11 protein-coding genes are annotated in these 13416 nt (G+C 66.7%); 7 read left to right on the top strand and 4 right to left on the bottom strand.

What is annotated here, in order from left to right:
• Positions 1 to 120 precede the first annotated feature (120 nt).
• Complete coding sequence (gene gshA / locus QZ994_RS01050) at positions 121 to 1656, top strand: glutamate--cysteine ligase (RefSeq protein WP_290867072.1); 1536 nt, start codon at positions 121 to 123, stop codon at positions 1654 to 1656.
• Positions 1657 to 1981: 325 nt separating this feature from the next.
• Here the strand turns inward: gshA and QZ994_RS01045 are convergent, their stop codons facing one another.
• The gene (locus QZ994_RS01045; protein ID WP_290867069.1) at positions 1982 to 3031 is read right to left on the bottom strand and encodes an NADP(H)-dependent aldo-keto reductase; all 1050 of its coding nucleotides are present in this window, start codon (positions 3029 to 3031) and stop codon (positions 1982 to 1984) included.
• Between the two features lie 145 nt (positions 3032 to 3176).
• Between QZ994_RS01045 and QZ994_RS01040 the strand changes: the two genes are divergently transcribed.
• Both QZ994_RS01040 and QZ994_RS01035 read left to right on the top strand, forming a co-directional pair.
• Positions 3177 to 4490: a TAXI family TRAP transporter solute-binding subunit gene (locus QZ994_RS01040; protein WP_290867066.1), complete on the top strand. Its 1314-nt coding sequence runs from the start codon at positions 3177 to 3179 to the stop codon at positions 4488 to 4490.
• A 171-nt stretch (positions 4491 to 4661) separates the two neighbouring features.
• A complete protein-coding gene (locus QZ994_RS01035) occupies positions 4662 to 8324 on the top strand; it encodes an indolepyruvate ferredoxin oxidoreductase family protein (protein ID WP_290867063.1) in 3663 nt (1220 codons plus the stop codon).
• A gap of 33 nt (positions 8325 to 8357) precedes the next feature.
• Here QZ994_RS01035 and ybiB read toward each other — a convergent pair whose 3' ends face one another.
• Positions 8358 to 9308 carry a DNA-binding protein YbiB gene (gene ybiB / locus QZ994_RS01030; protein ID WP_290867060.1) on the bottom strand — a complete coding sequence of 317 codons (951 nt, stop codon included), beginning with the start codon at positions 9306 to 9308 and terminating at the stop codon, positions 8358 to 8360.
• A 153-nt stretch (positions 9309 to 9461) separates the two neighbouring features.
• On the opposite strand from ybiB, the gene dcd reads away from it, so the two are divergent.
• The 4 genes from dcd to QZ994_RS01010 all read left to right on the top strand — a co-directional run bounded on the left by dcd (position 9462) and on the right by QZ994_RS01010 (position 12302).
• Positions 9462 to 10031 (top strand): dCTP deaminase, encoded by a 570-nt coding sequence (dcd, locus tag QZ994_RS01025; protein WP_290867057.1) that lies wholly within the window; start codon positions 9462 to 9464, stop codon positions 10029 to 10031.
• A gap of 287 nt (positions 10032 to 10318) precedes the next feature.
• On the top strand, positions 10319 to 10702 hold the full coding sequence (locus QZ994_RS01020; protein ID WP_290867054.1) for an iron chaperone: 384 nt from the start codon (positions 10319 to 10321) through the stop codon (positions 10700 to 10702).
• Between the two features lie 68 nt (positions 10703 to 10770).
• Positions 10771 to 11628, top strand: a complete 858-nt coding sequence (locus tag QZ994_RS01015) for a 3',5'-nucleoside bisphosphate phosphatase (protein WP_290867199.1) — start codon at positions 10771 to 10773, stop codon at positions 11626 to 11628.
• A 47-nt stretch (positions 11629 to 11675) separates the two neighbouring features.
• On the top strand, positions 11676 to 12302 hold the full coding sequence (locus QZ994_RS01010; protein ID WP_290867051.1) for an L-threonylcarbamoyladenylate synthase: 627 nt from the start codon (positions 11676 to 11678) through the stop codon (positions 12300 to 12302).
• On the opposite strand, the gene QZ994_RS01005 is transcribed toward QZ994_RS01010, so the two are convergent.
• A complete protein-coding gene (locus tag QZ994_RS01005; protein ID WP_290867048.1) occupies positions 12263 to 12655 on the bottom strand; it encodes a glutaredoxin family protein in 393 nt (130 codons plus the stop codon). The genes QZ994_RS01010 and QZ994_RS01005 overlap by 40 nt on opposite strands.
• Complete coding sequence (gene plsY / locus QZ994_RS01000) at positions 12652 to 13275, bottom strand: glycerol-3-phosphate 1-O-acyltransferase PlsY (protein ID WP_290867045.1); 624 nt, start codon at positions 13273 to 13275, stop codon at positions 12652 to 12654. The genes QZ994_RS01005 and plsY overlap by 4 nt, the downstream gene beginning before the upstream one ends.
• Positions 13276 to 13416 lie beyond the last annotated feature (141 nt).

Below are 13416 nucleotides of genomic sequence, written 5' to 3'. Positions count from 1 at the left end.
GCCCTGTGGAGGCCTTTGCTCAGAATCTTCCATCCAGTGCTTATGCGCCTGACGCATGCCAAGCAGGTTTCTTGATGATCTGTTACCTTCGCGGGCCACGTTGAATTGAGGAGACTGGTGTTGACCAGCTTGATAGACCGTTTGCAAGAACTGGGCCCCGAGCGCCTGAGGGGCATCCGCCGTGGGGTGGAGAAGGAGGGCCTGCGCACCAACGCCCAGGGGCAACTGGTGCACACCCCGCATCCGGCACGCCTGGGCTCGGCGCTCACGCACCCCCATGTGACGACCGATTTCAGCGAGTCCCAGCTCGAACTCGTGACGGGCGTGCACGCCAGTGCCGAGGCCTGTGTGGAGGAACTCGTCGCCGTGCACCAGGTGGTGCAACACACCTTGCACGAAGACCTGGGCGAACTGATGTGGTCGGGCTCCATGCCCTGCGAGCTGCCGGCGGATCAAGACATCCCCATTGGTCAGTATGGCTCTTCCAACGTGGGCCAGGCCAAAACGGTTTACCGGCATGGGCTGTCGCACCGCTATGGCCCGCGCATGCAGACGATTTCAGGCATCCACTACAACTGGTCGATCCCGGGGCTGGGCAGTGACGATTACTTCAGCCTCATTCGCAACTTCCGCCGCCATTCTTTTTTGCTGCTGATGCTGTTCGGCGCCTCGCCTGCGGTGCCGGCCAGTTTCGTGGCCGGTCTGCCCCACGAGTTGGACTCGCGCGAGGCCCACACCTGCTTCCTGCCGCATGCCACCTCGCTGCGCATGGGGCGCCTGGGCTACCAGAGCGACGCGCAATCTGCCCTGTGCGTGAGCTACAACAGCCTCGAGGGTTACGCCCGTTCGCTGCAGGGGGCGCTGACGCGACCTTATCCTGCCTACGAAGCCATCGGCATCCAGGATGCCGCGGGCCGCTACAAGCAGCTCTCGACGTCGCTCCTGCAGATCGAAAACGAGTTCTACAGCACCATCCGGCCCAAGCGGGTGATCTTCCCGGGTGAGCGCCCGCTCCATGCCTTGCGTGAGCGCGGCGTGGAATACGTGGAGGTGCGCTGCATGGACCTGAACCCGTTCCTGCCCGTGGGCATCGACGCCCACACCATGCGGGTGATCGATGTGTTCCTGATGCATTGCCTGCTGGCCGACAGCCCGCCAGACAGCCCAGTGGAGATCGCCGAGCTGGCTCGCAACCAGCAGCGCACCGCTTCGCGCGGCCGTGAGCCCGGTCTGATGCTCGAGCGGGCAGGGCGCATGGTGGCCCTGCAGGAGTGGGGCCGTGAGATCCTTCAGGCCTGCGAGCCCATTGCCCAGGCCATGGATGCGGCCGAAGGGGGGCGTGCGTTTGCCGAAGCGCTGGCGCAGGCGCAGGCGCAGTTCGAATCTCCCGAGACCCTGCCTTCCGCACGCGTATTGCAAGCCATGGCCGCCGACCACGGTGGCAGCCACACGGCCTTTGCCCTGGCCCGTTCGCAGCAAGCTCAGGCCGATCTGCTGGCCATGCCGCAGGATCCCGCTCGCCTGGCCCAGCTGCGCGCCATGGCCGAGGCGTCCGTGGTCGAGCAAGCCCGAATCGAAGCCTCCGACAGCCTGCTGTTCGAAGCCTATCGCCAGGCCTACCTTTCGCCTGAGCGCCTGGGCATCGATCTGCCCTGAGCTTCCTGTTGCGGTGCTGAAAAGCCCGCACCCCGGCTCCCGCGCTTGTTGCAGACGCAGCACCCTCGGGCCCTGGTTCTGCCTCAAAGCCCGCTTCCTGCGGGCTTTTTGCCTTGTTTTGGCCTGGCACGGCTCCTGCGAAAGAGAAGGGCGTGGTGGCTTCAGGTCGTCACACCAATGCTCTCAGCACCGTGTGGACGCCCACGGCGCAGCGAGGGGGCAATCGAAGTGGGGTGCGCCGGCAACGTCGTGGGGACAAGGCCGGCGCGGTTTGCAAGAGCCCGTGCCACATGTGGTGGCCGGGCTCTTTTTTTCTGCAGATCGTTCAGCAGGCCGGGTTCGGGTGCCGGGCCTGGATGGCTTCGATGCCTTCCAGCACCTCTGGCGGCAGCACGAGGCTGGCGCTGGCGATGTTGCTTCGCAGCTGGTCGAGCGTGGTCGCGCCGATGATGTTCGCCGTGACGAAGTCCCGGCTGTTCACAAACGCGAGGCTGGCTTCGGCCGGGTCCAGGCCGTGTGCGCGGAAGAGCGCCACATAGGCCTCTGCGGCCTCGGTCACGGCCGGGCTGTTGTAGCGCGAGAAGCGCTCGAACAGGGTCAGGCGGGCACCCGCGGGCTTCTGCCCGTTCAGGTACTTGCCGCTCAGCACGCCGAAGGCCAGTGGCGAGTAGGCCAGCAGGCCCACGTCGTCGTGCAGGGCGAACTCCGAGAGACCGTTTTCAAAGTGGCGGTTGACCAGGCTGTAGGCATTCTGGATGCTGGCCACGCGTGGCAGGCCATGCTGCTCGGCCAGGCACAGGAAGCGGCTCAGACCCCATGGCGATTCGTTGGAGACCCCGATGTGGCGCACCTTGCCCGCCTTGATCAGCTCCTCCAGCGCGCGCAGCGTGACCTCGATCTCGACCGTGTCCTCGCCCTGCGGGTGCACATAGCTGCGCTGGCCGAAGATGTTGAGGCTGCGGTCGGGCCAGTGCAACTGGTAGAGGTCGATGTGGTCGGTCTGCAAACGGCGCAGGCTCTGGTTCACGGCTTCGGTGAGGTTCTCTTTCGTGAAGCTCAACTGCCCACCCCGCACGTGCGAGGGCCGCGCCGCAGTGCGCGAAGGGCCGGTGGCCTTGGTGGCCAGCACGATGTCGTTGCGTCGACCGGTTTGTTTCAGCCAGGTGCCGATGTAGGTCTCGGTGCGCCCCTGGGTTGGCGCCATGGGCGGAACGGGGTACATCTCGGCCGTGTCGACGAAGTTGATGCCGGCGTCCAGAGCGAGGTTCAGCTGGGCGTGCGCCTCGGCCTCGGTGTTCTGTTCGCCCCAGGTCATGGTGCCCAGTGCGATCACGCTGACGTTCAGGCCGGTGCGGCCCAGGGGTCTCATGTCCATGTGTGTGCCTTGTGAGTGCTGGATCAGGGTTGGAGGGTCTTGATGCTGCGCTTGGAGCCTAAACCATCGCGGGCATCCGGTCTTGTCCGCGGTGCTGCTCGCCGATAATCCGCCCTTTGCGCGTGCCCCGTCGGCGCGTCACCCCATGGCCCGTTTCATCTGGCAACGCTGGACTTCCCTGGACTTCTGGATCACCACCCTGGGGGCTCTGGCCCTGATCGGGGGCGCCTTCTGGCTCGCTGCTCGCTACATCCAGCCCGCGCCGCCCAGCGAGATCACCATGACGGTGGGCCCCGAGGGCGGCGCTTACGAGCGCTTCGCCCAGGAGTTTCAGCTGGCCCTGGCGCAAAACGGCATCAAGGTGAAACTGCGCACCACCCGTGGTGCCCGTGAGGACCTCGACCTTCTGAAGGACGAAAGCTCGGGCGTGACCCTGGCGGTGGTGCAGGGCGGCGTGGCGACGGATGAAGATGCCGAATCGCTGATGAGCCTCGCGGCGCTGTATCACGAGCCCGTCTGGGTGTTTGTGCGCAAGGGCGTGAAAGCGCAACGCCTGGCCGATCTCAAGGGCCGCAAGCTCTCCATCGGGCCTGTGGGCAGCGGCGTGCGAGCCCTGAGCGAACAGCTGCTGGCGGCCAATGGCCTCGATGCCCAGAACACCTCGCTCGATGACTTTGCGTCCGACGAAGCCGCTCGCCAGCTCATCTTCGGCAAGGTCGACGCGATCATGGTGGTCGGCGCGCCCGAGTCCGAGCTGATCGCTTCGCTGATGCGCGTGCCCACGCTGCGCATCATGGGTTTCGACCAGGCTGAGGCCTACACGCGGCGCTTCCCATTCCTGAGCCGCATCGAGCTGCCCATGGGGGCCTACGACCTGGCGCGCAACCTGCCTGAGCGCGATCTGCCCCTGATCGCGCCCACGGCGAACCTGGTGGTGCGCGACGACATCCACCCCGCGCTCATCAACCTCATCCTCGAGGCCGCCACCGACATCACGGGTGACGCCGGCATGCTGCGTCGCGAAGGCCAGTTCCCTTCGCCCAAGGGTGTCGACATCCCCCTGAGCGTGGACGCCGAACGCTACATGAGCAAGGGCCCGTCTTTCCTGCACAGCCACTTGCCTTTCTGGCTGGCGGTGTGGGTGGATCGCCTCATCGTCCTGCTCATTCCCCTGGTGGCCGTGATGCTGCCGGTGATGCGCCTGGCCCCGACCGTCTACGCCTGGCGCATCAAGTCTCGCCTGTACCGCTGGTACGGCAAGCTCAAGGAGCTGGAGTACGACCTCGACCTCGAAGGCGGCAAGCTGGACCTGGCCGCGGCTCGCGAGCGGCTCGACGACATCGAAAAAGGCGTGAGCCACATCCGCACGCCGCTGGCCTTCTCCGAGAACCTCTACAACCTGCGCAGCCACATCGAACTGGTGCGCCAGCGGCTGGGCAAGATGGGGCAGCCGACCTGAAGTGCCCCGCGTGGGGCGTGAAGTGGGGCGTGAAGATTGCACGCTCGGGCCTCCGTGAAACCACGGAACCCGAACGGCGGGCATCGGCCTAGACTGAGCCTGTCTCGGGTTCCTGTTGTGCGGTGAGCCTGCCGGGCTTGACGCGGCGCAGCAGACCGAAGGAGGCCAGTGATGAACGCGCCCCTGCCTGCCGATGTGCTGAAGGCCCTGTCCAGCCTGACACTGGACGACAAATACGCGCTCGAGCGCGGCCACGCTTTCATGAGCGGGGTGCAGGCCCTGGTGCGCCTGCCCATGCTGCAGCAAACCCGCGATGCGATGGCCGGTCTGCACACGGCCGGGTTCATCAGCGGCTACCGGGGCTCGCCCCTGGGGGGCTACGACCAGGCTCTGTGGCAGGCCAAGGCCCACCTGAAGCAGCACGACATCGTCTTCCAGCCCGGCGTGAACGAAGAGCTGGGCGCCACCGCCGTGTGGGGCACGCAGCAACTGGCACTCACCCCTGGGCCACATCGCTTCGATGGCGTCTTCGGGCTCTGGTATGGCAAGGGCCCTGGTGTCGACCGCTGCAGCGACGTCTTCAAGCACGCGAACATGGCCGGCACCTCGCGCCACGGTGGCGTGGTGGCCGTGGCGGGTGACGACCATGTGGCCAAAAGCTCATCGGTGGCCCACCAGAGCGACCACATCTTCAAGGCCTGTGGCCTGCCGGTGTTCTTCCCGAGCAATGTGCAGGAGATCCTCGATCTGGGCCTGCATGCCTTCGCACTCAGTCGCTACGCCGGTCTGTGGGCGGGACTCAAGACCATCCAGGAGGTGGTGGAGTCCGCCAGTTCGGTCTGTGTCGACCCTGAACGGGTGCGCATCGTCCTGCCCGATGACGTGGTCATGCCCGAAGGCGGTCTGCACATCCGTTGGCCCGATTCGCCTTTGGCGCAGGAAGCCAGGCTGATGGACCACAAGTGGTACGCCGCCCTGGCCTATGTGCGCGCCAACCGGCTCAACCGCACGGTGATCGACAGCCCCCATGCCCGACTGGGGCTGATCGCCAGCGGCAAGGCCTACAACGACCTGCGTCAGGCACTGCATGACCTGGGCCTGGACGACGAAGCCTGTGCCCGCATCGGCCTGCGCGTGCACAAGGTGGCCGTGGTCTGGCCGCTGGAGGCCAGCATCACCCGCGCCTTTGCCACCGGCCTGCAGGAGATCCTGGTGGTGGAAGAAAAGCGCCAGATGATCGAATACCAGCTCAAGGAGGAGCTCTACAACTGGCGCGAAGACGTCCGCCCGAACGTGCTGGGCAAGTTCAGCGAGCCAGAAGGTGACTTCACCGGTGGCGAGTGGTCCATGCCCAACCCGGCCGAAGGCTGGTTGCTGCGCGCCAAGGCCGATCTCAATCCTGCCCTGATCGCCAAGGCCGTGGCCCAGCGGCTGGACAAGCTGGGCCTCTTGACCAAGGTGGAGCCCGCCTTGCGCGAACGCGTGGCCCAGCGCCTGCGCGTCATCGAAGCCAAGGAGCGCGAACTGGCAGGGCAGGGCGCGGGCCCGGAGCGCCCACCCTGGTTCTGCAGCGGCTGCCCCCACAACACCTCCACTCGGGTGCCCGAGGGCTCACGGGCTCTGGCCGGCATCGGTTGCCATTACATGGCGCAGTGGATGGACCGGCAGACCGCCAACGTCACCCAGATGGGCGGCGAGGGCGTGGCCTGGGTGGGGCAGGCACCGTTCACCGACGAGCAGCACGTTTTTGTCAACCTGGGAGACGGCACCTACTTCCATTCGGGCCTGCTCGCGATCCGCCAGGCCATCGCCGCCGGCGTCAACATCACCTACAAGATCCTCTACAACGACGCCGTGGCCATGACCGGCGGCCAACCAGTGGACGGCAACCTCCCTGTGCCGGCCATGACCCGAGAGCTCGACGCAGAAGGTGTGCGCCGCATCGCCGTGGTCAGCGACCAGCCCGAGCGTTGGCGTTTCCACGAAGGGCTTGCGTCAGGGGTGAGCGTGCACCACCGCGACGAGCTCGACGCCGTGCAGCGCAGCCTGCGGGCCACACCCGGCTGCACCGCCCTCATTTACGAGCAGACCTGCGCCACCGAAAAGCGCCGCCGTCGCAAGCGCGGCACCCTGGCCCCGGAGGCACGCCGCGTTGTCATCAACGAGTTGGCCTGCGAGGGCTGCGGGGATTGCGCCGTGCAGTCCAACTGCCTGAGCGTCGAAACGGTCGAGACCGAACTGGGTCGCAAGCGCCGCATCAACCAGAGCAGCTGCAACCAGGACCTCTCCTGCATCAAGGGCTTCTGTCCCAGCCTGGTCACCATCGAAGGTGGGCGGCTCAAGGCACCGCAGCCTCGCAAGGGCGTGGTCGGGCACGAACAGCTGCCGCCTTTGAGCGAGCCGACCTTGCCCGACGCCACCCGGGCCTACGGCATCGTGGTGGCCGGCATCGGCGGCACGGGTGTCATCACCATCGGCCAGTTGCTGGGCATGGCGGCCCACCTCGAGGGCAAAGGCGTGGTCACGCAGGAGTCGGCCGGGCTGGCGCAAAAGGGGGGAGCCACCTGGAGCCACGTCCAGATCGCGCACACCCGAGAGGCCATCTTCACCACCAAGGTGGGTGTGGCCGAGGCCGATCTGGTCATGGCCTGCGATCCCATCGTGGCCGCCCAGGGCCCCACGCTGTCGGTGATGCAGTCCGGGCGCACCCACGTCGTGCTCAACACCCACCACACGCCCACGGCGGCCCTGGTGCAGAACCCGGGCTGGCAGTTCCCCGCCGCGAGCTGCGACGAGGCCCTGGCCCACGCCGTGGGCCAGGAGGCCCTGCGTCGGCTGGATGCCGTGGCCGTGGCCGAGCATTTTCTGGGCGACGCCATTTACGCGAACCCGCTGATGCTGGGCTGCGCCTGGCAGCTGGGCTGGCTGCCCCTGAGCCTGGCCTCGCTCACCCGCGCCATCGAACTCAATGGCGTGCAGGTCGAGAAGAACCTGGCCGCGTTCGACTGGGGGCGGCGCGCCGCACAAGACCCGCTTGGCCTGGCCCGCCTGATGGTGCCGCCACAAAAGGTCGCATGGTTGGGGCGTTCAAAATCCGGTGCGCCAGGAGCGGCGGACTCGGCCGATGCCCTGCTGGCCACCGTCTCCCACCGCGCCGCTTTCCTCACTGCATACCAGGACGAAGCCTGGGCCGAGCGTTACCGTCAGCTCGTGGCGCAGGTCACCGCCGCCGAGGCCCCCTTGGGTGGTCATCGCCTGAGCCTGACGGTTGCCCGTGAGCTCTTCCGCCTCATGGCCTACAAGGACGAGTACGAGGTGGCCCGCCTGCTCACCGCGCCGGCTTTCCGCGAGCAGATCCAGTCGCAGTTCGAGGGAGACTGGCAGATGAGCTTCCATCTTGCCCCGCCCTGGCTGGGCAGCCTGGGTGCGGGCCACGATGTGCGCGGCCAGCCACGTCCCCGCAAACATGCTTTTGGACCCTGGTGGCAGGTCCTGCTGCGACTGCTGCCTCTCGGCAAGCGCCTGCGCGGCCACTGGTACGACCCCCTGGGCTGGACGGCCGACCGCCGGGAAGACCGCGCCCTGCTGGCGCAGTACACGGATCTGGTCAGACGGCTGTGTCAGGGTCTCACGGCAAGCAGGCTGGAATGGGCCTGCCAGGTGGCCGCCGTGCCCGAACGGATCAAAGGTTATGGCCCGGTGCGGCGCGCCAAGGTGCAGGAGGCCCAGGCCGAGTGGGCCAGGCTCCTCACGCAAGGCGAACTGGCCGCCCGGGCCGCCAGCAAAGGTATGCAGCCCGCCGAGACCGAGACCGAGACCGAGACCGGATGCTGACGCCCCGGCCTGCGCGCCTGGCCGCAGGCCGTGTCAGCCTTGCACGCGCGCCAGTGCCGCGACCAGGCAATCCACCTGGGCCGTGATGGCCGGAGGCACCGGCTGTTGTCCTGCCAGTATCGCGCGAATCCAGTCAGCCGTGGTCTCGGCATCGAATCCGCCGGGCAACTCGGGCAGCGCGGTCAGCACGCCTTCTTCCGGGGCACGGCTCAGGTCGGCTTCGCGTTGCCCCCTGATGAACACCTCGAAACGGGGCTGACGCCGTGCGTCCGCCACGGGCTCGCCCTCGGTGCCGCGCATCAGCAGCGCATCGGCCTCGACCAGGCTCAGGTAGCCGGTCAGCGAGTGGGCGTATTCCGGGTGGGTGTGGTTGACCACGCGCACGCTGGGCACGGGCAGGGCGGCAAACGGGTCCAGCAGCTTGGCCACCGTGTGCCCCGGGTTGCGCAGGCCGATGGTCCAGCGCACGGCCAGCAGCCGGGCCAGGGCAGGGCTCAGCGTGGCGATGTCGATGAAGGCGGGGCGGCCTGCCGCCCAGGTGGCGCGCAGAGAGGGGGCGTCGCTCACGGGCGTCCAGCCCATTGCCTGGCTCACTTGCGCCGTGGTCACGCGGGTCGGGTCGGTCGCCGGGCCATGCACCAGCACGGCCACACCGCGCCGGGCGAGCAGTTCGGCCAGCAGGGCCGTCAGGTTGGGCAGCTTGCGCGCCCCGTTGTAGCTGGGCAGCACCACGATGCCACCCGGCGCTGCCGCCGCGGCGTCGGCCAGCGTCAGGCAGTGGGCCAGGGTGGCCTGCACGAAGCCGTCGAGTTCTTCGGGCGTTTCGCCCTTGATGCGCATGGCCAGGCAAAAGGCACCCAGTTCCAAGTCGGTCACCTGGCCAGCCAAGACCTGACTCAGCAGATCGTGGGCCTGTGGCGTGCTCAGGGCGCGGGCGCCGTCCTTGCCCCGGCCGATTTCTTTGATGTAGGCAGCGATGCTCATGGTGTCTCTTTGCGTGTCGGCCCATTATCGGGGCGCAGGCTTGCGCCGCCAGGTACCTGGGTCGGGCACTGCGCTTTGCATCGGCTTCACGCTGCGGCCCGCAGCGAGCGCCTCCGATCGGAGACAATCACGCCTGCAAGCACAGGAGTCCCCATGAGCATCAAGTCAGACCGTTGGATCCGCCGCATGGCCGAAGAGCACGGCATGATCGAGCCTTTCGAGCCCGGTCAGATCCGCCAGTCGGCGTCCGGTCAGAAAATCGTCAGCTACGGCACGTCGAGCTACGGCTACGACATCCGTTGCGCCCCCGAATTCAAGGTCTTCACCAACGTCTACAGCTCGGTGGTCGACCCGAAGAACTTCGACGAAAAGAGCTTCGTCGACATCAACAGCGACGTCTGCATCATCCCGCCCAACAGCTTTGCGCTGGCCCGCACCGTCGAGTATTTCCGCATCCCGCGCAATGTGCTGACCATCTGCCTGGGCAAGAGCACCTATGCCCGCTGCGGCATCATCGTCAACGTGACGCCGTTCGAGCCCGAGTGGGAGGGCTACGTCACGCTGGAGTTCAGCAACACCACGCCGCTGCCCGCCAAGATCTACGCGGGTGAGGGCTGCGCCCAGGTGCTGTTCTTCGAGAGCGACGAGGTCTGCGAAACGAGTTACCGTGACCGAGGTGGCAAATACCAGGGGCAGACGGGTGTGACCCTGCCTAAAACCTGAAGCGATCCCGTCGATAAGGTGGGTGATCCACCCATATCGAGGATGAGTCGAGCGATTACGCAACGTTACAATTGCCGTGTAACCTCCGGTACCCATCTGGGCGGCGGGTTGCCGACAAACCCTTGCCGGCCTGTGATCCAGCAGGTCGCGCCGCGACAAGAATGAAACAAGGGATGTGACGGCGGCCAGTCGGGCTGTGTGTTCGCCCTGGAGCGCCCAGCGCTTCAGGGAGGGGGTGGATGCACACCACAGCGTTTTTCCACGATTTTTTGCCAGGCTTTTCCCCCATGCGCCGTCCGCTTCAGTCTCCCGCCCTGGTCAATGCGTTTTACGACAGCGTCCGACCCGAGCAACGTGACACCGCCCAGGTGATCCACAAGGCCATTTTGTCGGTCGCGCCTCACCTGCGGCCCGAAGTCAAATGGGGCAACCTCTGCTTCATGAACGACAACGACAACGTGATGGCCATCGTGCTCTACAAGATGCACGCGCACCTGCAGATCTTCAACGGCGTCATGCTGGTCAAGGAGTTCCCTGAACTCGAAGGCGCCGGCAAGGGCATGCGCCACATCAAGACCCGCTACCGCCAGCCCGTCAACGAGCAGCTGGTGCGTGAACTGACCCTGGGCTGCCTGCAGGCCTGGAACCGTCCCACCCCGCGCTGGGCCTGATGACAACGCGGCGGCCAGGGCCATCCGTGCTCCGATAGCATGGGATCACCTTGGTTTTCGCCCTTACCATGCACCTGATGAACGCCGACCTGCACTGCCACTCCAACGTCTCCGATGGCACCTTGAGCCCGGAAGAGGTGGCGGCGCGGGCGCACCGCAATGGCGTCGAACTCTGGTCGCTCACCGATCACGACGAGATCGGTGGCCAGGCGCGCGCCCAGGCGGCGGCCCAAGCGCTGGGCATGGGCTATCTGACGGGGTCCGAAATCTCGGTCACCTTTGCGGGCAAGACGGTGCACATCGTGGGCCTGGGCTTCGATGCCACCGACGCCGCGCTGATGCAAGGCCTGGCCGATACACGGGGTGGCCGCGAACGGCGTGCGCGCGACATGGCCGCCGACCTGGCCCGTGTCGGCATCCCCAACGCCTTTGAGGGAGCGCTCAAGTACGTGGGCAACCCCGACCTGATCTCACGCACCCACTTTGCGCGCTACATGGTGGAAATCGGCGTCTGCGCCGAGCCGCACGAGGTCTTCCGCCGTTACCTCACCGAAGGCAAGCCGGGTTTTGTCGAGCACCGCTGGGCCAAATTGGCCGATGCCGTGCGCTGGATCACCGAGGCCGGTGGCATCGCCGTCGTGGCCCACCCAGGCCGCTACGACTTCACGCCCAACGAGGAATACGCGCTCTTCACGGAATTCAAGGGTCATGGTGGCCGTGGCGTCGAAGTCGTGACTGGCAGCCACACCGTGGCCGAGTACGCCAAGTACGCCGACCTCGCCATCGAGTTCGACCTGCTCGCGTCCCGTGGCTCCGATTTCCACGACCCGTCCGAGAGCCACACCGATCTGGGCACTTTGCCCGATCTGCCTGGCAAGCTCACGCCCGTCTGGGAAGCCTTGAGCGAGCGCATCGTTCGTGCTTGACGGGTGTTGTGTGTGGCAGCGGTGAATCCGCGCTAGGCTAGCGGGCTATGGCCCTGATCTACGAAGTCCACCCGCAAGACCCCCAGCCCCGCCTCTTGAAGCAGGCTGCGGGCATCCTTCAGCAAGGCGGGGTCGTGGCCCTGCCGACCGATTCCAGTTATGCCCTGGTGTGCCGCCTTGACGACAAGGCCGCGGCCGACAGGTTGCGCCGGCTGCGGGAGGTCGACGAGCGCCATCACCTCACGCTGCTGTGCCGGGATCTGTCCGAGTTGGCCAGCTATGCGCGGGTCGACAACGCGCAATACCGGCTGCTGAAGCTGGGCACCCCAGGTCCCTACACCTTCATCCTCGACGCCACCAAAGAGGTCCCGCGCCGACTGTCTCACCCTTCGCGGCGCACCATCGGTCTGCGCGTGCCAGAACACGCCGTGACCCAGGCGCTGCTGTCTGTGTTGGGGCAGCCTTTGCTGGCGACCACCCTGATCCTGCCCGGTGAGCAAGACCCCCTGAACGACGCGCAGGACATCCAGGATGCCCTGGGGGCGCGGCTCGATGCCATCGTCGATGCAGGTGCCTGCCCGATGTCGCCCACGACCGTGATCGACATGAGCCAGGGGGGCGCCGCGGTGTTGCGTCAGGGCAGGGGAGAGCTGGGCCGGTTGGGGCTGGACTGAAGCGTCGCCAGCAGCCAGTTCTTGTCGAATCCCAGTTGCCATTGGCCGCGGGCCTGAACCAAAGGCACGCCCGGCGCACCCTGGGCCTGGAAGGCCTGCAGGCAGCGGCTGTCGCGGTCGACATTGCACTCCTGCCAGGGCACGGCCTGCAAGGCCAGCCAGGCTCGGGCCTGAGCGCAGTAGAAGCAGGTGTCGGTCGTGAAGATCCGGATGTCACCGGGGCGCGCCAGCGTTCGCAGGGCAGTGCCGATCTGGCGGTCTTGCCACCATGCCCAGCCTTTGGAAGCCCCCAGCACCAGCGCGATCAGCAGCACCAGGCTGAGCCAGCTCGCACGGCCGGGGGCATCCTTCATTTCGGCGCGGCCTTCTGTCCGAGCTTGCTTTCCTTGCCGGCCAGCAGCTTGCGGATGTTGGCCTCATGGCGCCAGATCAGCAGTGCGCTCATCACGACCACGCCCGCCGTCATGACGCTGGCGCCCCAGCCCAGATACTGGATCACTGGCGCGGCGAGCGAGGCCGTGAGCGCGGCCAGGGAAGAGTAGCGGAACAGCACGGCCATGGCCAGCCACACGAGTAGCACCAGGCCACCCAGCGCGCCCGAAAAACCCAGCAGGACACCGGCGGCTGTGGCCACGCCCTTGCCGCCTTCGAACTTGAAGAAGATGGGCCAGAGGTGTCCCAGGAAGGCGCCCAGGCCGATGGCCGTGACCACCGTGAGCGGCAGGCCCGCGTGCACAGCCAGGGCCACAGGCACGTAGCCCTTCAAGGCATCGAACACCAGGGTGAGGATGGCGGCGGCCTTGTTGCCCGAGCGCAGCACGTTGGTGGCGCCGGGGTTGCCGGAGCCGTAGCTGCGCGGGTCGGCCAGGCCGAACAGGCGGCTGACGATGACGGCAAAGGAGAGCGACCCGATCAGGTAGGCGATCACAGCCCCGAGGGCACACAGCACGATGGGGTCAAGGCTGGCAAGCATCATTCAGACAACAGGGGTGAGCAGGAAGCCTCGAGTGTAGTGGCTGGCACCCCACGCTCGCGTGTCGGTCGGATGACATCACCCCATCTGCGGTGCATCGAGGGTCTGCCCAGTTCGGTGGCCCCAGGCTGTTGCGTATCA

Origin of the sequence: Aquabacterium sp. (assembly GCF_021768455.1) — a bacterium.
Lineage (GTDB): Bacteria > Pseudomonadota > Gammaproteobacteria > Burkholderiales > Burkholderiaceae_C > Aquabacterium.
Note: the sequence above shows the minus strand (reverse complement) of the source record. Positions and strands in the feature narration are given on the sequence as shown.